13 protein-coding genes are annotated in these 19,595 nt (G+C 68.7%); 3 read left to right on the forward strand and 10 right to left on the reverse strand.

Features of this window, described 5'->3' with window-relative positions:
- Positions 1–38: 38 nt before the first annotated feature.
- The 8 genes from addA to ASF00_RS09010 form a co-directional block, all read right to left on the reverse strand.
- A complete protein-coding gene (gene addA / locus ASF00_RS08975; RefSeq protein ID WP_055877564.1) occupies positions 39–3,482 on the reverse strand; it encodes a double-strand break repair helicase AddA in 3,444 nt (1,147 codons plus the stop codon).
- A complete protein-coding gene (addB, locus tag ASF00_RS08980; RefSeq protein WP_055877568.1) occupies positions 3,466–6,426 on the reverse strand; it encodes a double-strand break repair protein AddB in 2,961 nt (986 codons plus the stop codon). The genes addA and addB overlap by 17 nt, the downstream gene beginning before the upstream one ends.
- The gene (locus ASF00_RS08985) at positions 6,419–7,174 is read right to left on the reverse strand and encodes a nucleotidyltransferase family protein (RefSeq protein ID WP_055877571.1); all 756 of its coding nucleotides are present in this window, start codon (positions 7,172–7,174) and stop codon (positions 6,419–6,421) included. Before ASF00_RS08985 ends, addB begins: the two co-directional genes overlap by 8 nt.
- Positions 7,171–8,151: an aminoglycoside phosphotransferase family protein gene (locus ASF00_RS08990; protein WP_200910523.1), complete on the reverse strand. Its 981-nt coding sequence runs from the start codon at positions 8,149–8,151 to the stop codon at positions 7,171–7,173. The genes ASF00_RS08985 and ASF00_RS08990 overlap by 4 nt, the downstream gene beginning before the upstream one ends.
- Positions 8,148–8,597, reverse strand: a complete 450-nt coding sequence (tsaE, locus tag ASF00_RS08995; protein ID WP_055877581.1) for a tRNA (adenosine(37)-N6)-threonylcarbamoyltransferase complex ATPase subunit type 1 TsaE — start codon at positions 8,595–8,597, stop codon at positions 8,148–8,150. The genes ASF00_RS08990 and tsaE overlap by 4 nt, the downstream gene beginning before the upstream one ends.
- A 118-nt stretch (positions 8,598–8,715) precedes the next feature.
- Positions 8,716–11,091 carry a PAS domain-containing sensor histidine kinase gene (locus ASF00_RS09000; RefSeq protein ID WP_055877584.1) on the reverse strand — a complete coding sequence of 792 codons (2,376 nt, stop codon included), beginning with the start codon at positions 11,089–11,091 and terminating at the stop codon, positions 8,716–8,718.
- A gap of 343 nt (positions 11,092–11,434) precedes the next feature.
- Positions 11,435–12,856: an adenosylhomocysteinase gene (gene ahcY, locus ASF00_RS09005; protein ID WP_055877589.1), complete on the reverse strand. Its 1,422-nt coding sequence runs from the start codon at positions 12,854–12,856 to the stop codon at positions 11,435–11,437.
- A gap of 277 nt (positions 12,857–13,133) precedes the next feature.
- On the reverse strand, positions 13,134–13,694 hold the full coding sequence (locus ASF00_RS09010; protein WP_055878717.1) for a YqgE/AlgH family protein: 561 nt from the start codon (positions 13,692–13,694) through the stop codon (positions 13,134–13,136).
- Between the two features lie 109 nt (positions 13,695–13,803).
- Between ASF00_RS09010 and ASF00_RS09015 the strand changes: the two genes are divergently transcribed.
- The 3 genes from ASF00_RS09015 to ASF00_RS18010 all read left to right on the forward strand — a co-directional run bounded on the left by ASF00_RS09015 (position 13,804) and on the right by ASF00_RS18010 (position 16,506).
- The gene (locus tag ASF00_RS09015) at positions 13,804–14,283 is read left to right on the forward strand and encodes a peroxiredoxin (protein WP_055877594.1); all 480 of its coding nucleotides are present in this window, start codon (positions 13,804–13,806) and stop codon (positions 14,281–14,283) included.
- Between the two features lie 199 nt (positions 14,284–14,482).
- Entirely contained in the window at positions 14,483–15,919 is a 1,437-nt protein-coding gene (locus ASF00_RS09020; RefSeq protein ID WP_055877597.1) for an AMP nucleosidase, read from the forward strand.
- A gap of 71 nt (positions 15,920–15,990) precedes the next feature.
- A complete protein-coding gene (locus ASF00_RS18010) occupies positions 15,991–16,506 on the forward strand; it encodes a hypothetical protein (RefSeq protein WP_082463342.1) in 516 nt (171 codons plus the stop codon).
- 297 nt (positions 16,507–16,803) lie between these two features.
- On the opposite strand, the gene ASF00_RS09030 is transcribed toward ASF00_RS18010, so the two are convergent.
- Together ASF00_RS09030 and ASF00_RS09035 are read right to left on the reverse strand one after the other, a co-directional pair.
- Entirely contained in the window at positions 16,804–18,651 is a 1,848-nt protein-coding gene (locus ASF00_RS09030; protein ID WP_055878725.1) for a M2 family metallopeptidase, read from the reverse strand.
- Between the two features lie 163 nt (positions 18,652–18,814).
- On the reverse strand, positions 18,815–19,576 hold the full coding sequence (locus ASF00_RS09035; RefSeq protein ID WP_055877601.1) for an alpha/beta fold hydrolase: 762 nt from the start codon (positions 19,574–19,576) through the stop codon (positions 18,815–18,817).
- Positions 19,577–19,595 lie beyond the last annotated feature (19 nt).

Here is a 19,595-nt window from a genome sequence, read left to right on the forward strand (position 1 = left end):
TCTAGGATCGCGCGTGTGTCCGCTCAACCACCGAGGCGCTAGCTTTGCTCCGTGGGCCGATAGTGGGGCTTGTTGGCGGCCAGCGTCGCATCGCTCAGCACGATCAGTCGCGGCCCCGCGGTGTAGAGCAACGCCGCCTCGACCGCCCGCCCCGGAAAGATCACGCCCAGCGCCTCGGCATAGGCCGCCATCTGCTTCAGATGATAGTCGGGCACGTCGTCCAGCCCGCCCGGCGCGCGCCGCCCGGTCTTGAAGTCGACGACGCGGATGCGGTCGGCCTCGATCAGCAGGCGATCCACCGTGCCCGACACGACGATGCCGTTCGGCAAGGTCGCGGCGATCGGCGCCTCGGCGAGCGTATCTGCGCCGAACAGATCGGCGAAGCGCGGATCGTCAAGCACCGCGACGACGCTGCGCACGATGTCCGCGCGCGCCGAGGCATCGTTGACGCCGCCCGCTTTCGCCAGCCAGCGATCCGCCGCGGCGGCGCGATCGGGGGCAGCAACCGCCGGCAGCCGCTCGAACAGCGCATGGATGAGCCGGCCCCGCTCCGCCGCAACCCGCATCGCAGGCGTCGGCGGCGGATCGGAGACGGCGTCATCGCCCAGCGCGGACGGCGACAAGGGACGCGGCGGACGCGCCTCGAGCGGCGCCGGTTCGTGCGCCCAGGCCGGGAGATGCGCATCCGCCGGACGTTCGGCCAATGCCGATGCCTTGGCGCTCACCGCGGGCTGCGGATCGACCCCGACGAAACGCCGTTCCTCGCCGCTGCCCTCCTCGGAGGGCGGCACGGCAAGCGCGGTCAGCGCACGATCGGCCGCCGCGTACCAGCTATTCTCCGGCGGCATGCCCTTCGCGCGAGTCCCGAGCGCCCCCGCGATCACCAGCCGTTCCTCCGCGCGCGTCGCCGCGACGTAGAACAGCCGCCAATGCTCCTCGAGTTCGCGCTGCTCGGCCGCGGACACGACCGCATCGAGCGGCCCGCCGCGCTCGTTCGATCGCGGGCGGAACACCGGGATCGGCGCGGCGCCGGGCTCGGGCGCCCATTTCAGGATCGATCGCGGTGCCGCCGACGGATCCGCCGTCGCATCCGCGAGGATCACCAACGGCGCCTGCAGGCCCTTCGCACCATGCGCCGTCATCACGCGCACCGCATCGAGCGGCGCGGACGGATCGCGGACGATCTCGACATCGCCGCGATCGAACCAGTCAAGGAAGCGCTGCAACGACGGCGTCGTCGTGCTTTCGAACGTCAGCGCGGCGTTGAGCAGCTCCTCGATCGGATCGCGCGCCTCGGTCCCCAGCCGCCGGATCAGTTTCCGCCGTCCGTCGAGCGGCCCCGACAGCAGCTCCTCGAGAAACTGATACGGCGTGGCGATGTCGGCGCGCGCGAGCATCGCCAGCAACGGCGCGAGCCGCGCAGACGACTGCGTGCGTTGCAGATGGCGCCACAGCGGCCCCGCCTCGCGCGGCGCCGCCGCCATCAGCTCGTCCTGCGTCCACCCGATCAAAGGCGACACGAGCAGCGCCGCGACGCTCAGATCATCCTCGGGCTGCAACACGAAGCGAATCGTCGCGAGCAGATCCTGCACCGCCAGCGGCGCGTTCAGCCGCAACCGGTCGACGCCCGCCACCGGCACGCCCTCGGCATAAAGCCGCGCGACGATCAGCGAAGCGAGGTCGCCGCGCCGCTTGACGAGGATCATCACGTCCTCGGGGCGCAGCCTGCGCCCCTTGCTCTCGAGCATCAGCCCCGTATCGGGCGCGAGCCACCGCTTCACCGCGCGCGCGATGTCGCTGGCGAGTTTCCGCACCGCGTCGTCGACCCAGCCCTCCTCGTCGTCCTCGCTGCCGCCCGCCGAGACCGGCGGCCACAGCGTCACGGTGCCCGGCCCAGCCACTTCGCTGGCATGACGCTCGACCTCGCCCGCGATACCGAGCCCCGGCTCGCCGATCGCGTCGATCGCGGCATCGACGAACTCCAGCACGGTCCGCGTCGACCGGAACGAATGCCGCAGCGACAACCGCGCGAGCGGCAGCCCGCGCTCCTCCTCGGGCCAGTCGTCGTCGCCCAGCGCCTCGGTCGCACGCCCGCCGAAATACTGCTCGGCCGCCTGGAAATTGAGCGGGTCGGTCCCCTGGAACCCGAAGATCGCCTGTTTGTAATCGCCGACCGTGAACAGCGTCCGCGTCGACGGCGCATAGATGCCGCGACCGACGAAGAACTCGTCCGCCAGCGCGCGCACGATCCGCCACTGATGCCCGTTGGTGTCCTGCGCCTCGTCGATCAGCAGATGCTCGGTCGCCTGGTCGAGCTTGTAGCGCACCCACTCGCCGATTCCCTGCTGGTCGAGCAACGCCACCGTCGTCGCGATGAGGTCGTCGAAATCGACCGCGCCCGCGCGTCGCTTGGCCTGCGCATAGCCGCGCGCATAGTCGCGCCCGACCTCGAGCCCGTCGCCGAGCAGATCGCAATAGGTCGCGCGCTGCACCATCGACAGCACGTCGGTGCACGCCTCGCCCAGATCGCGCGCGAGCACCTCGTAATCCGGATCGGCATCGATCAGCTTCTTCGACGCTTTCCGCGGCTCGCCCTTGCCCGTCAGCACGACGGCGGCGAGATCGGCCAGGGTCGCCGCGCGATCCTCGGAATCGAGCCAGCGCTGCACGGTCGCCGCTGCCGCGAGCCCCGTCGCCGTCCCCCAGGCACGATTGGCCGCCGCAATCCGCGCGATCGCATTCAGATCCAGCGCGTCGCACCACTCGGCGATCGCCTCGTCGATATCCCCCGACGGCAGCCCGAGTTCGCGCCGAAGCCATGGCTGGATCCCGACCGGCAGCGCCTCCAGCGCGGGCAGCGCACGCGCGCACGCCAGCAGGAACGCCTCCGCCCCGCCCTCGCCCATCCGCAGGCTCAGACGCCCGACGATCTCGACCGGACGCTCGCGCCCCTCGCGCTCGGCATCCGACAACAGGCTCGCCAGCGCCTCGCGCGCGAGCCCCGCCTCTTCGCGCGCCTCGAGCGGCCGGAACCCCGGCGTCAGCCCGGCCTCGACCGGGAACGCGGCGAGCAACCCCTGGCAGAAACCGTGGATCGTCTGGATTCGCAGCCCCCCGCCCGGCGCGTCGAGCACCTTGGCGAACAGCGTGCGCGCGCGATCCTGCAACGCCTGTACCGGGCTCTCGCCGAGCGCGATCAGATCGGCCGCCAGCGCCGGCGCGGGCATCCGCACCCACGCGGCGAGCCGCCCGTTGATCCGCTGCGCCATCTCCGCCGCGCCCGCCTTGGTGAAGGTCAGGCACAGGATCGCACCCGGATCGACGCCGCGCAGCAGCAGCCGGAACACGCGCGCCGCCAGCACCTGGGTCTTGCCGGTGCCCGCCGACGCCGACAGCCAGACGTGCGACGACGGATCGCTCGCATTGGCCTGCGCACCTCTCAGCCGGGGCAGCGTGGCGAGCGCATCACCGCTCACGGCCATACCATTCGTCGCGTCGCATCAGCTGGTCATACTCGGCATAGGGGGCGTATTCGGGCACAAGCTTGGCGGTGAACGCGGCGCTGCCCGTCAGCCATTCGCCGACGACTTCAGTGAAGTTGTGCGCGGCGATCGACGTGAACTCGGCGGTCGGGATCTTGTCGCGCTTGCCCTCGGGATCGACCGGGCTCTCGATATAGCCGAACGCATCGCGCTTCTTGCCGAGCGACCAATATTCGAATGCGCCCGCGGTGCCCGAGACGTCGGCGAACCCGCCGCGCTCGGCGATCAGCCCGAGCAGGCCGAGCTGCAGGCTAAAGCCAGCGCGCACCGCGGTCGGCGATGGCGGCTTGCCCGTCTTGTAGTCGATCACCGCGAGGCGGCCATCGGCGAGCCGGTCGATCCGGTCATAGCGGCCGGACAAGGTGACGCCGGCGATCTCGATCTTGCCCTTGCCCTCGGCACTGGCGACGCTGCGGCCGTCCTCGCCTTGCGCGACGATCGCGCCTGCGATCCAGTCGATCGCCTCGAGCAGTCGCGGCTGCCACAGCGCGCGCATCATCGGATGCGTCCGCTCGTCGTCGAGCATCGCCTTAGCGCGCAGCCGCAGCGTGTCGACGGTGCAGCCGTCCTGCTTCCACCATTGTTCGAGAATGTCGTGTACCGCGGTCCCGCGCCAAGCAGCGCTCGGATCGGCATCGACCGGATCGAGCGGCATCAGCCCGAGCACGCGCCGCGCGTAGAAGGCATAGGGATCGGCCTTCAGGCGATCGACCTCGGTGACGGAAATGACCCTGGGCCGGAGCAGCGCGGGCGGTGACGGCGCGGGACGATCGGCGGGCAGATGCTCGCCCGGATCGTCGAGCGCACGCGTCCAGCCCTCCAGCGCCGACGCGCGCTCGAACCGATCGCCCGCCAACGCCTGCAACCGCAGCCAGAGCCGCGACGCCAGCGCCGGCGACTTCGCATCGCGCCGCGCGCGCGTCACGACCGCGCGGGGGGCGCCAAGCGCCTGCGCGAAATCATGCGCCGCAGTGCCGACACGCCGCTCCAGCCCCGGCAGGCCAAGCTCCATCCGGATCCGCGGCGCGAGCCACGGATCGGGCGCAGGCCGCCCCGGCCACACGCCTTCGTTCAGCCCGCCCAGCACCATCACGTCGGCGGTCTGCAACCGCGCCTCGATCAGGCCGTAGATCGCCAGCCGCGGATGACCGCCCGGCGCCGGCCGCACCGCGACCTCGTCGAGCAACGTCCGCAGCAAATGCGGCACTTCGCGCGGATCGATCCGGGGCGGTCCGGCGGGCGCTTCAGCCTCCAGATCGGCGAGAAACTCCGCCGCGGCACGACCCGCGAGCCCCGACCAGAGATTGTCGCCACACAAGGTCTGCGCCGTCTCGCGCAGGCAGGCGAGCAATGACGCCAAGGGTTGCGGTCCCTGATCGAACGCGCCGGCCAGCGGCATCAGCAGCGGCTGAACGTCGGCCCACCACGTCTCCGCGGTGCCCTTGCGCTCCTCAAGATGCCCGGCAATCCCGTCGAGCCCGGCCGCCGGTCTCGGCCCGCGCAACCGTCGGTCGAGCGCGCGCGCGCCGTCGAGCCACGGCAACCGATCCTCGCCGCTGCGCACCAGCGGGTGCTTCAGCAGTGCCAGCAACGCGAGCGGCGAGAAGCGCTGCGCAGCGGCCTCGGCCAGCGCGAGCAACAACGTCCCCGGTGGCAGGATCGAGAGCGGACGGCCCGCGCTGTCGTCGATGCCGATGCCCCAGCGCCCGAGGTGCGCCGCCACCCGTCGCGCCAAAGCCCGATCCGGCGTCACGAGCGCGGCTGTCCGCTCCGGCACTTCCAACGCTTCGCGCAACACGAGCGCGATCGCCTGTGCTTCTTCCGCGGGCGTGGCGAGTTCGGCGGCCGTGACCCCCTTCAGGCGGCGATCCTCGGCCGCGATCTGCGTCCACTTGCCCGTGAAATCCGCAGGCGCCAGCGCATTGGCGATCGCCCGGCCCCGCGCGGCGTCGGCGTCATGCCCGCCGCCCTCGCGCCAAATCTGCACCTCGCCGCGCGCGACGCCCATGCGCAGGAGCATCAGCTTGGCATCGAACTGCGGATGCGTCTCGATCGAGCGCCGCGTGAGCCCCGTCACCGGGTGCGGATCATGCGGCCCGAGCGCGTCCCATTCCTCGTCAGGCAGCGCGAGGTCTAGCCCGGCGAACACCACCATCCCGTGCGGCATGTCGGCGATGCAGCGGAGCAGCCGTGCCACCGCGGGTGCGGAATCGGTCACGCCTGCCGCGCAGACGATCCCGGCGGGCGGGGCGTTCCGCCAGTGCTGCGCGAGGCGGTCGAGCAACGCCGAGCGCCGCGTCGCCGCATCGATCCGCTCGAGCCGCACGAGTTCGCCCGGCCAGCGTTGCAACACGATCTCGAACGTCGCCAACGCGCGGCGCCAATGCTCGGTGAGTTCGGGGCCAAGCTCGATATCGCGCAACCTGGTCGGCGGCACCTCCTCGACCAGCAACTGATCGAGCGTCCGCGCGAGTTCGCCCGCGAGCCGCACCGCTTCGGCCGCATCGACCGGATGGCCTTCGCGGGCGCGCTCTTCGGACACCAGCCGCGCGAGGATCATGCGGCGCTGATAGGGCGGCACCGCGGGCAGCGGCGGATCGATGTCGTCCGCCGGATCGAGCGCGGCGCCGACCGCCTCGCCCATCTCCGGATCGCCCAGCGCCACCAGCCGCGGCAGCACGAGCCCGCCGCCGCTCGCGCGCACGAACGCCTCGGTCACCGCCTTCACCGCGCGGTTGTTCGGCAGCACGACCAGCGCACGCGCCAGCGCCAGCGGATCGCGCCCCGCATGCCGCATCAGCCCGGCGACCAGCGCATCGGCAAACGCCCGGTGCGCGGGGATCGTGTACAGCGTCGGACGACCCGCCGTGGCGCTATCAGCCATCCGCGAGGATCGCCTCGGTCCGCGGGATCGCGGCGGGCGTGCCGACGTCGAACCACAGGCCCTGGTGGACCTGGCCATAAGCGCGGCCCGCCGCGATCGCGCGATCCCAGAACAGGTTGGTCGAGAACGGCCCCTCCGGCCAGTCCGCGATCAGCCGCGGGTGGAGGATCTGGATGCCGGTATAGGCGAACGGCGCGAGCCGGCCCGACTTGCGCCGCCCACTGATCCGCCCATCGGCAGCGAGATAGAAATCGCCCGGCCCGCGGTGATTATGCGCACGTGCGAGCGGCACCATCAGCAGCAGCGCATCCATCTTGGCATCGTCCCAGCGCGACGCGAGCAACTTGATCGCATCGACCGGCCCGTCGATCCAAAGATTGTCGCTGTTGACCACCAGCACCGGCGCCTCGCCGAGCAGCCCGCGCGCCTGCACCAGCCCGCCCCCCGTCTCCATCAGCATCTTGCGCTCGTCGGAGATCACGACGTCGATCCCCTCGAACCGGTCCGTGACGTGCGCCTCCAGCGTGTCCGCGAGGTAATGGACGTTGACGACCGCCCGCTTGATGCCGGCGGCCTGCAACCGTGCGAAGACGTGATCGATCAACGGCTTGCCGGCCACCTTGACCAGGGGCTTGGGCCGCGTCGCGGTGAGCGGCCGCATGCGCTTGCCGAGGCCTGCCGCCATCACCATCGCCGTCTCGGGGACGGTGCCATGCGGGACGGGGCGGATCGTCTGCTGCCGGGTCATGCCGCGACGACCAGCGGATCGCCGCGTACCGTCGTCGGTATGTTGGCCGCGAACCACGCCGCGACCGGCGCCATCACCGGCTGGGCGAGGTCGCGCTCCAGATACGCCCAGACGCGCGGGCACATCGTCGCGTAATGCGGCTTGCCGTCGCGCTGCCACAGTCGCGTGAAGATGCCAAGGATCTTGGCATTCCGCTGCGCACCGAGCACGTGATACGCATCCATAAACGCCGCGTCTGCGCCGGTGGCGGCGCGATACCGCTCGAGCATCGCCGCCTCGACCGAGGGATCGACCGTCCGCCGCGCGTCCTGCAACAGCGACACGAGATCGTAGGCGGGATGCCCCGCAAGCGCGTCCTGGAAGTCGAGCAGCCCCAGCGATCGCTCGGGCCCGACCAGCATCAGATTCTCGGCATGATAGTCGCGCAGCACGGTGACCGGCGTTTCGGCGATGGCATGGTCGAACACCGACTCCCACGCCGCATCCCAGCCTGCCAGATCGGGCGCGATCCCGACCGCCGGACAGTACCACTCCACGAACAGCCCCGCCTCGCGCTTCAGTACCGCGCGGTCATACGGGGGGACAGGTCCAGCGGGCTCCGCACGCAGGCGGACCAGCAGGTCGATCGCCGGCGCATACAGCGACAGCTCCTCCTCCGGCGCCACGTCGACCGCCTCGCGCAACCGATCGTCGCCGAAATCCTCGATCAGCACGAGCCCCTGGTCGAGATCGCACGCCAGGATCGCCGGCGCCGCGAAGTCGCGTTCGACCAGCCATTCCGCCACCGCGATAAACGGCCGCGGGTCCTCATGCGGCGGCGGCGCGTCCATCAGGATCGCCCGACGGCTTCCCTCCTCGGCACCATGCACCGCGCGGAAATAGCGCCGGAACGACGCGTCGCCCGCGACCGGAAGGATCTTCGCCCCTCCCCAGCCATGAGCGTCGAGAAAAGCGGCGGCGCCAGGCGGCGGGGTCATGTCGGCCATCGCGACCTCCAAGCTTCCGGCACGCCGATAGTCAAGCCGCGCGTGCCATCCGGCTCGATCGTCAGGCTCAGCCGAAGCGCATCGGGCCAATAGTCGGGCCCTGCGCGCTCGGGCCATTCGACCAGCAGCAGCGAATCATAGCGTGCGTCGTCGAGCGCGAGTTCCTCGATCTCGGCGGGGTCGTCGATCCGGTAGAGGTCGACGTGCAACACCGGAAAGCGGACTTCGGGCGGCTCATAGGGCTGGACGATCGCAAAGCTGGGCGACGGCGCCTCGCCGACCAGTCCGAGCGCGGCGAGCAGTCCGCGCGCGACGCTCGTCTTGCCCGCGCCGAGCGTACCTTCGAGCGTGATGACGTCGCCGGGACGAACACGCTCGGCCAGCAGAGCGCCGAACGCCTCCGTAGCTTGTGGATCGGGTAGCAGGATCATGTGCATGAGCGCTCTCCCCTGCGGGGAGAGGGTTGGGTGAGGGGCTGTTCGGGGCGCAGCACTGCTTGGCAGCCCCTCACCCCGACCCTATCCCCGCAGGAGAGAGGGAGCAGAAGTAGTGCGCTCATCGGCGCGGCAGTTCGACGGTAATAAGCGTGCCCTCGCCCGGCTCGGACACAAGCTCGATCGTCCCGCCATGCGCCTCGACGAACTGCTTGGCCAGCGGCAGGCCCAGCCCCAGCGCCCGATCCCCCATCGGCTTGGACTCCGCAAACCGGTCGAACGCATGCGCGACCGCCTCCGCATCCATGCCTACCCCATCGTCCGACACCACGATCCGCGCCGAGGTCGCATTGCCGTCGGTATGTAGCAGCACGCGCCCGCCATCCTGCGTCGCCGCGACCGCATGCCGCAGCAGATGCTCGACGACCTCCTTCAACCGCTTGGGATTGCCGTTCACCCGTCCGGTCGACCGCGCCACCTCGACCGCGAAGTCGAGCTTGCGCCGCTTGGCGGACGGCAGGATCGTCTCGGCTGCAGCACGTACGGTGCCCGCCAGATCGACGTCGCTCCGATCGGTCTCCTCGCGGTCGCTCTCGGCGCGCGTGAGGTCGAGCACGTCGTCGACCAGCAGGCCGAGCCGCTCGACCGATTCGAGGATCGCGCCGACATAGGCCTCGGCCTGCGGCGTCATCTCGCCCGCATAACCGCCGTGGAGCATCTCGGCGAACCCGCTGATCGAGGTGAGCGGCGTGCGCAATTCATAGCTCATGTTCGCAACGAACGCGGTCTTCACCTTGTCCGCGGCCTCCAGAGCGTTCGCGCGGTCGCGCAACGCCTGCTCAGCGCGCCGACTGTCGGTGATGTCGAGCATCGTGAACAGCGCATTCCCATCGGGCAGCGGCACGCCCGCGAACTCGAAATGTCGGCCATCGGCAAACGCCACGCGCCCGCCCCGCTGCTGCCGCTCGACGGTCGCCGAGCGCACGAGATCGGGAATCAGCGCGGAGCGACTGGGGGTCAGCAGCTTGCCCCCCGCCGCCTCGGCAAACGCATCGACGCGCGGGTGCGATGCCAGGAACTCCTCCTCGAGCCCCCACAACAGCCGGAACCGGTTGTTCCACAACTGCAACCGCCCATCCGCCGCGAAGACGCCAAGCGCCTCGAACAAATTGTCGAACGTCGCGGTGCGCACGCGCAGCAGCGTATCGCGCGCGCTTGCGAGCTGGACCTGCTCGGTGCGATCCTCGAAGATCAGCAGCAAGCCGCCATCGGGCAAGGGCTGTGCCACCACGCGTAGATGCGTGCCGCCGCGCAGGTGCCAATTTTCCTCCATCGCGCCGCCGCCCTGCCCGCCGGCCTGCGCCGCGCCGGTCTGCATGAACCAGTCGCGTCGCTCCGCCTTCCAGCTCGGAAAGTCGCGGACCTCGGGCAGGCGATTCGCCTCGCGCATGCGTTCGAGCACCCGGTCGAACTCGGGCCGATCGGCGAGCCATTCGCTGCGCATCGCGAACATCCGCCGGAACGGCTGGTTGCAGAAGACCAGCGACCGGTCCCCGCCGAACTGCGCGACGCCTGCCGACAAGCGGTCGAGCATCGCCCGCTGCGCCTCGGCAAACCGCTTGGCGCCCGACCGCGCCTGCTCAAGTTCCTCGATATCGATCGCAAACCCCGCGACCCCGCCGCTCGGCAGCGGCACGTCGTAGATCTGTAGCGAGCGGCGCGCGCCGTCGATCGTCGCGGGCAGGACCTGCTGATGCGGCCGCCCCTGCTCGCGCGCGACCGCGGCGCCGGCCAGCGGACCGCCGCGCCCCGACCCCTCGACCAGTTCAAGCCCGCGCGCGACGACATCGGCGGCATCGCGGCCCTCGACCGCGTCGACATAGGCGGTGTTCACCATTGCCAGCCGCAAATCGGTCGCGCGGTACCACATCGGCATCGGCGCCGCTTCGATCAGCCCGGTCAGCGAGTCATAGGCCGACCTCAGCCGGATGGTCTCCGCGGCGAGCCGCGCGATCTCCGCCTCGCTATCGGTCGCATCAAACGCCCAGAGCAATACCGCCCCGGTCGCCCCCATCTCCCCGGGTGCGCGCGCACCCCGGAACGTGATCGCACGGGTCGATTCCGCCAGCCGGACGGACCGCACGAATGCCCGCCCCGACCGCTGCGCCGCCGTCACGTCCGCGATCAGCCGCGCGGCATCATCGGGCGAAAGCCCCGTTCCACCGCTTGCCAGTTCGGCGACCGCGCGCGGCGGCACGTCAAATCCGAGCCAGTCCGCCATCCGCTGCGACATCTCGATCCGCCCACCCGACCGGATAACCGTCACGGTCGCCGGAGACCCGTCGAGCAGGGTCTTGAAATGCGCATTCGCCTGCGTGGTCTCAACCGCGGCATTACGCGCACGTAGACCGAGGAACAGCAGCACCGACCCAGCGACGACAAGCGCCAGCAGAAGTGCGCTCGCCGCTACGGCCGCCCCGGGGCCTAATGTGATCATCGCGGATACAGCGGGGGGCGAGGCAATGTCATTGCCCCCGTCTAGGACAGATAGAACCGTCCGGGAAAGCCATCCGCACCGAAAACCTTTGCCTTATGCGAAAGGCGAGCGTGATGAGCATCGAACCCGCCCATCGCGCGCGTCACCAGCTCAGCCCAGCCACCGTTGTCAAATATCTGTCCGGCCAGTCAGGACAGCGGGTCTGCGCTGCAGGTGCCGCGATCGGAAATGCCGCTCGCGGGCGGACGTCCGCCGCAGCCCGAAGATAAAGGCCGCACACCGAAAAAGCCGCGCCCGCCTGATGGCGAACGCGGCTTTCGAGAACTCTACGGGATCGTGAGGATCAGTAGCGGTAATGATCGGGCTTGAACGGCCCCTCGACGGGCACGCCGATGTAGCCGGCCTGCTTGTCCGAAAGCTTCGACAGCTTCACGCCGAGCTTTTCGAGGTGGAGCATCGCGACCTTCTCGTCGAGGTGCTTGGGCAGAACGTAGACTTCGTTCTTGTAGTTCTCGCCCTTGGTCCACAGCTCGATCTGCGCGAGCGTCTGGTTGGTGAACGAGGCCGACATCACGAACGACGGGTGGCCGGTGGCGCAACCCAGGTTCACCAGGCGACCCTTCGCCAGGATGATGATCTGCTTGCCGTCCGGGAACTTCACCAGGTCGGTGCCCGGCTTCACTTCGGTCCAGTCATAGTTCGACAGCGCGGCGATCTGGATCTCCGAGTCGAAGTGGCCGATGTTGCAGACGATCGACATCGGCTTCATCGCCTTCATGTGATCGGCGGTGATGACGTCGGCGTTGCCGGTCGCGGTGCAGAAGATGTCGGCGCGGGTCACCGCCTCTTCCATCGTCACGACCTCGAAGCCCTCCATCGCGGCCTGCAATGCGCAGATCGGATCGACTTCGGTGACCATCACGCGTGCGCCGCCGTTGCGGAGCGACTGGGCCGACCCCTTGCCGACGTCACCGAAACCGGCGACGCAGGCGACCTTGCCCGCGAGCATGACGTCGGTCGCGCGACGGATCGCGTCGACCAGCGATTCCTTGCAGCCGTAGAGGTTGTCGAACTTCGACTTGGTGACCGAGTCGTTGACGTTGATCGCGGGGAACGGCAGCTCGCCCTTCTTGGCGATCTCGTACAGCCGGTGAACGCCGGTGGTGGTCTCTTCCGAGACGCCCTTCAGGTTCTTGACGGTCTCGGTCAGATAGCCGGGGTTCTTTGCGACATACGCCTTCAGCGCACGCTGCATCTCGACCTCTTCCTCGTTCTCGGGCTCGGGCATCGTGTGGCCGGCCTCGAGCTTGGCGCCCCAGAGTGCGAACATCGTCGCGTCGCCGCCGTCATCGAGGATGATGTTGGCGGTCTGGCCCTCGACGTCGCGATCCCACGAGAAGATGTCGCCGACATAGTTCCAATAGTCCGCGAGGCTCTCGCCCTTGATCGCGAACACGGGGACGCCCGACGCGGCGATCGCGGCAGCGGCATGGTCCTGCGTCGAGAAGATGTTGCACGTCGCCCAGCGGACGTCGGCGCCGAGCGCGGTCAGCGTCTCGATGAGCACCGCGGTCTGGATCGTCATGTGCAGCGAACCCGTGATGCGCGCGCCCTTGAGCGGCTGCGCTGCACCGAATTCGGTGCGCAGCGACATCAGGCCGGGCATCTCGGTCTCGGCGATGTTGATCTCGGCGCGGCCGAAATCGGCAAGGCTGATGTCGGCGACGACGTAATCGGTCTTCGCCGGTGCAAGTGTGGTGGCCACGATGGGTCTCCTGGAATTCTATTATCGGCGAGCCTCATGCCCGTGCCGGATACCCTTCCACTTAGCCGATCGGGGCGCTCAGGGCAAATATAAAGATATCTTTATATGACAGCTTGGCCCCTCGAGGCGAGCTCGCAAGCGTGCACACTATCCTCCCCCGCAAGGGGGAGGTGGCGCCAAAGGCGACGGAGGGGGAGGACACGGAGCGGAGGTTTCCCTCTCCTCCCCCTCCGTCTGGCAAGTGCCCGCCACCTCCCCCTGGCGGGGGAGGATCGAGCTACGCCCGCCCCGTCTCCGCCACCAGCAACCGCGGGTCCACGCCCGCCTGCGCGAACGCGTGCGTCCAGCGATCCTCCGCCGCGGTCTCGAATACCAGTCCGGTATCCCCCGCCACATTGAACCACCCCGGCCGCGACAGCTCGCCCTCGAGCTGCCCGCCGTCCCAGCCGGCATAGCCCAGCGCCACCACCCATTGCGACGGCCCGCGCCCCTCGGCGATCGCGCGCAGCACGTCTACCGTGCTCGACAGCTTCCACCGCCCCGCGACGTCGACGCTATCCTGCCCGCCCCAGTCGGACGAGTGCACCACGAACCCGCGCCGCGGCTCGACCGGGCCACCGAAATGCACCGGCGCGTTGGGCGCATCGCCGGGCTCGATCCCGAACTGTTCGAGCAGGTCGTGAAAGCCCAGCCCGTCGATCGTCGCGCCCAGCCCGATGCCGATCGCGCCATTCTCGTCATGGCTGCACATCGCGATCACCGCGCGGGCAAAGCGCGGGTCGCTCATCCCCGGCATCGCGAGCAGGAATTGTCCCGAAAGAAAGGCCGTCTTGTCCATGCGTTGGAACATAGCGGCGCAGACCGGCGCCCGCCACGCTTGAAATACGTACGCCTGAGTCCAAGGTACGGCTCGCGCGCGACCACTTCGCGGCGACAGGAGATTTCAGATGACGATCAGCGTCGGCGACCGGCTTCCCACCACCAACCTCGTCAAGGCAACGGCAGACGGCCCAGACCAGGTCGATACCGACAGCTTCTTCAAGGGCCGTAAGGTCGCGCTGTTCGCGGTCCCCGGCGCGTTCACGCCGACCTGCTCGGCCAAGCACCTCCCCGGCTTCGTCGAGAAGGAAGCCGAGCTGAAGGCCAAGGGCGTCGACGAGATCGCCTGCGTCTCGGTCAACGACGCGTTCGTGATGGGCGCATGGGGCAAGTCGGCGGGCGCCGGCGACATCACGATGCTCGCGGACGGCAACGGCGATTTCGCCAAGGCGATCGGGCTGACGATGGACGGCTCGGGCTTCGGCATGGGCACGCGCAGCCAGCGTTATTCGATGCTCGTCAACGACGGCGTGGTCGAGCAGCTCAACGTCGAGGCCCCCGGCGAGTTCAAGGTCAGCTCGGCCGAGCATCTCCTCAGCGAGATCTGATGTAAAAGGGCGGGCGCAATGCCCGCCCTTATTCCCACCCCGGCGAATGCCGGGGCCCAATTGGCAGGACCGAGGTAACTTCGGGCTGTCCGCCGTTAAATCTGTTCCCCAATTGGGCCCCGGCCTTCGCCGGGGTGGTTTCAAACCGGAGGTCGCCCGCAGTCTTGCCACCGTAACCTGCGCCACCTAACACTGCGCGATGACACTCGCATCCGACCTCGTCGCCGACCTCGACCGCCTCTACCGCGCCTCCGTCGAACGCCTCCAACGCGCCATGAGCGCCTATATCGCGGACGGCACTGTCCCCGATCCCGCCAGCCGCACCGATGGCTCGTTCGCCTATCCCGAGATCCGGCTGACCTATAAGGGCGGCGTCGACCGTCCCACTCCGCTGCGCTCGTTCGGCCGCATGGTCACGCCCGGCCAGTACAAGATCAGCGTCACCAAGCCCGCGATCTTCGCCGAATATCTGATCGAACAGCTCACCTTGCTGATCGAGGATTACGACGTCACCGTCGAAGCCGTCGAAGGCCGCCAGGAGATCCCGTTCCCCTACGTCATCGATCCCGGCCACGCGCTGAGCCTCGACGAAGTGTCCGCCACCGAATTGTCGCGCCACTTCCCCGCCACCGAGCTCGCGCATATCGGCGACGAGATCGCCGACGGTATCTGGGTCGCGCAGGACGATACGCGCCCGCTCGCGCTGTTCGACGGCTTACGCACCGATTTCAGCCTCGCGCGCCTGCGCCATTACATGGGCACGCCCGCCGAGCATGCGCAGCGCTTCGTGCTGTTCACCAACTATCACCGCTATGTCGACGAGTTCGTCCGCTGGGCCGGCACGCAGCTGGGTGAAGGCAGCCGCTTCACCAGCCTGTCGGGCGCGGGCGGGATCACGATCTCGTCGGGCGACGATATCGACAAGATCATCTCCGACAGCGCATGGCGGCGGCACCAGATGCCCGCCTATCACCTGATGGCGGACGATCGCACCGGCATCACGCTGGTCAATATCGGCGTCGGCCCGTCGAACGCGAAGACGATCTGCGACCATCTCGCCGTGCTGCGGCCCGAGGCGTGGCTGATGATCGGGCATTGCGGCGGCCTGCGCCCCAGCCAGCGGATCGGCGACTATGTGCTTGCGCACGCCTATCTGCGCGACGACCATGTCCTCGACGACGTGCTGCCGCCGGAGATCCCGGTGCCCGCGATCGCCGAAGTCCAGGTTGCGATGGCCAAGGCGGCCGAGATCGTCTCGGGCCAGTCGGGCGAGGAGTTGAAGCGCCGCCTGCGCACCGGCACGATCGTTACCACCGACGATCGCAACTGGGAACTGCGCTATTCGAAGTCCGCGCTGCGCTTCTCGCTCAGCCGCGCGGTCGGCATCGACATGGAGTCGGCGACGATCGCCGCGCAGGGCTATCGCTTCCGCGTCCCCTACGGCACGCTGCTGTGCGTCTCGGACAAGCCGCTCCACGGCGAATTGAAGCTGCCGGGCCAGGCCAACCGCTTCTACGAGCGCGCGATCAGCGAGCATTTGCGGATCGGCATCGAGACGTGCGAGCAATTGCGGCTTGAGGGCGCCAAGCTCCACAGCCGCAAGCTGCGCGCGTTCGACGAGCCGCCCTTCCGCTAAGCGCGCAAATACGGAGCGGATCGCGTACCAATGCGTTACGCATCCGCAATCATTTCTGAGGGAGCATAGCCGTGGCCGACACCGACCCACCCGAGACGGACGCCAAGAAGCCCGTCACCCGGCGCCGTGCCCCTCGCAAGACCAGCGCGCCCAAGTCGGTCGCGGCGACCTCGACCGCCAAACCGGTCGCGCCGTCGAAACCGACTCCGGTGAAGCCGACATCCGAGGCAAAGTCGTCCGCGGAGTCGCCCCCACGAAAGGCAGTGCCGAAGCCTGCCCCAAAACCGCGCTCGACCAAGCGCAGCACGCCGCGTCCAGCCTCGGCGCGCCCGATCGTGCCGCTCGCTGCAGTTATAAAGCCCGCAGAGAAGGCGCGTGGCAAATGGGGTGCCGCAGCGATCTTCAGCGGTGTCGCCGTCGCCGGCGCCGCGATCGGCGCGCTGCTCACCCTGCGCGGCAGCACGCCAAAGCTTCCCAAACTGCCAAAGCCAGAGACGGCGCCCGAGCACGCCCATCAGGCCGACGGAACCGACTCGTCGAAGTCGTTCGCCGCCGGCATCGCCGATCCGGGCTCGGTCCCGGAATAACCGCGGTCGGGCACTCGCCCCCGCTACGGCTCCCGGCTGCCACCACCACCCCGGCTGCCACGACCACCCCGGCTTCTACCACCACCCCGGCGAAGGCCGGGGTCCAGGTGGAACGTCCTGAGTAAGAACGCGCATCGCTCCGTTAGCCCGGTCCCCCAACTGGACCCCGGCCTCCGCCGGGGTGGTGATGGGTTATCTAGATCGCATGCTCCCCCGCGGAGGCGGGGGCCCAGCTAAAACCAAACACGGCACACGTGGCCCTGGATCCCCGCGTTCGCCGGGAAACAGGTAGGCTGCTCACCACCCAGTCGGCTTGCCCTTGTTCTGCACGTCGAGCCACGCCTTCAACGGCGCGAAATACGCCACCAGCGCCGCGCCCGACATCTGCCGGCTGCCCGTGAACACCTGCAGCGCATCCGGCCACGGCTTCGACTGCCCCATGCTCAGCATCGCGTTCAGCTTCGTGCCGACCGCCTTGTCGTCGTAGAACGAGCAGCGATGCAGCGGCCCCTTCCAGCCCGACTGGTCGCACGCCGCCTTGTAGAACTGGAACTGCAGCACGCGCGCCAGGAAGTAGCGCGTATACGGCACCGCCGCCGGGATATGGTATTTGCCGCCCGCATCGAACTTGGTCTCGTCGCGCGCGACCGGTGGTTTGATCCCCTGATATTGCAGCCGCAGCTGATCCCACGCCGCCTGATAACCGGTCGCCGGGATCTGCCCCGAGAACACGCCCCAACGCCATTTGTCGATCAGCAGCCCGAACGGCAGGAACGCGACCTTGTCCATCGCCTGGCGCAGCAGCAGGCCGATATCCTTGTCCGCGCTCGGCACCTTGGCCGCATCGAGCAGGCCGATCTTAACCAGGTAATCGGGCGTGATCGACAAGGCGACGGTATCGCCGATCGCCTCGTGGAAGCCGTCGTTCGCGCCGTTCTTGTACAGGAACGGCTGCGCCTTGTACGCGCGCTGATAGTAATTGTGGCCGAGCTCGTGGTGGATCGTGACGAAATCGTCCGCGTTCACCTTGGTGCACATCTTGATCCGGATATCGTCCTGGTTGTCGAGATCCCAGGCCGAGGCATGGCAGATCACGTCGCGGTCGGCTGGCTTGGTGATCTGCGACCGCTTCCAGAACGTCTCCGGCAGCGGTGCGAAGCCCAGCGACGAATAGAACCCCTCGCCCTGCTTCACCATCCTGAGCGGATCATAGCCCTTCGCCTTGAGCAGGTCGCCGGTATCATAGCCGACGTCGCCCGCCCCCTTGGGTGCGACGATGTCGTAGATATTGCCCCATTCCTGCGCCCACATGTTGCCGAGCAGGTCGCTGCGGATCGGACCGGTCTTCGCCTGCACCGCGTCGCCGTACTTCTCGTTCAGCTTCCACCGCGTGTAGGTGTGGAGCGCCATGTAGAGCGGCTCGACCTCTTTCCAGATCTTATCGGTCAGCGCGGCAAACTGCTCGGGGGTCATGTCGTAGCCCGACCGCCACAGCGAACCGACGTCCTTGTAGCCGAGCTCGCGCGCGCCTTCGTTCGAGATCGCGGTCATCTTGGCATAGTCGCCGCGCATCGGTGCGCCGACCTTGTCGTTCCAGCTCGCCCACATCTCGGTCAGCTTGGCCGGATCGCGCACCGAGCCCATCGCCGCCTCGATGTCGGATCCGTTGATCGGCTTGCCGTCGAGCGTGCCCATGCCCTTGCCGTAGGACGACGACATCTTGGTGGTGAGCGTCGACAATTCCTCCGACGCGCCCGTCTGCGTCGGCGCGGGCAGCGTCAGTCCGCCGCGCAGCAGATCGAGCTTGCGCCTGGTATCGAACGACAACCCCGGCACCGCCGCATAGCGCGCGGCCCCCAACGCGTACTTCACGCCAAGATCGGTCATCTCCGCACCCGACTTCGCCGCCAGCGCATCGGTGTCGTCGGTGATGTAGGTCGCGTTGACCCACGCCACGCGGTTCGCGTCGATCGACGCGGCGGCCATCACGCGCTCGGCCTCGGCGACGAACGCATCCGCCTGCGCGACAGTCGGCTTGCCCGCGGGAGTCGGGGTCGCTGCAACGGCAGCCTGCGCGCCGGCGACGGACGGCACTGCACACAGTGCCCCAGCCAGAGCGAACATCGAAACACTGAACCGAACCATCATCATCCCCTTTTATGCGGGGCACTGATGGCGGCTCGACCGCGCCGTGGTCAACCCGCGATCACAAATGTCAGCCCCGTCCCCGCCCCGCCCGCCCCCCGTCATCCTGACTTTCGTCAGGTGACGGAAGATGTGGCGGAAAGGGTGCCGGTCCCCGTGCGCGTCAGCGCGCCAGGAAGTCGGCGATCGCCTGCCCAAGCTCGGGCTTCACCACCGCGCTCATATGGCCGCCGGGTGTCTCGACATACTCCCCATGCGGCAGCGCCGCGGCTAGGTCCGGTGCCGACCCGTTATCCTGGTCCTCCGCCCCGCACACGACCAGCGTCGGCTGCTGGATCGCCTTGACGGACTCGATCGGCGTGTCGACGAACGTCTCGAGAATCCCGAGCAGCGCGACCGGGTCGCCGCCGGTGGTCTTCAGGAACGCCTCCGCCAGCCACTCAGGCGTCCCCTGCACATGCTCGCCGAGCTTGGTCAGGATATTGCGGAAATGGCCAGCGCGCCGCGACGTCTGCGTCAGCCCCGCAAGCCCCATCCCCGAGAAGATCACCCGCCGCGGCGTCGCCCCCGTCGCGAGCATCCGCGACGTCGTCCGTGCGCCCAGCGAATAGCCGCCCAGGTCATAGTCCGTCAGCCCCAGGTGCGCGACCAGCGCGTGTCCGTCCTGCGTCAGCGCATCCGCCGGATACGCCTCCAGCCCGTGCGGCTTGCCGCTGTCGCCATGCGCGCGCAGGTCCGGCATGATCACGCGAAACCCCTTCGCGGCGATCTTTGCGGCGTGGCCGTAGCGGATCCAGTTGGTCTTCGCGTCAGAGAAATAGCCGTGAATCAGCACCACCGGCCGGCCCTCGCCAAGCTCGTGCCACGCCAGCCGCGTGCCGTCGAAGCTGTCGAAATACTGGGTCTCGCTCGGGGTGCTGGCCACGGTCTCATCCTGCTATGGT

Source organism: Sphingomonas sp. Leaf34, assembly GCF_001421805.1.
Lineage (GTDB): Bacteria > Pseudomonadota > Alphaproteobacteria > Sphingomonadales > Sphingomonadaceae > Sphingomonas.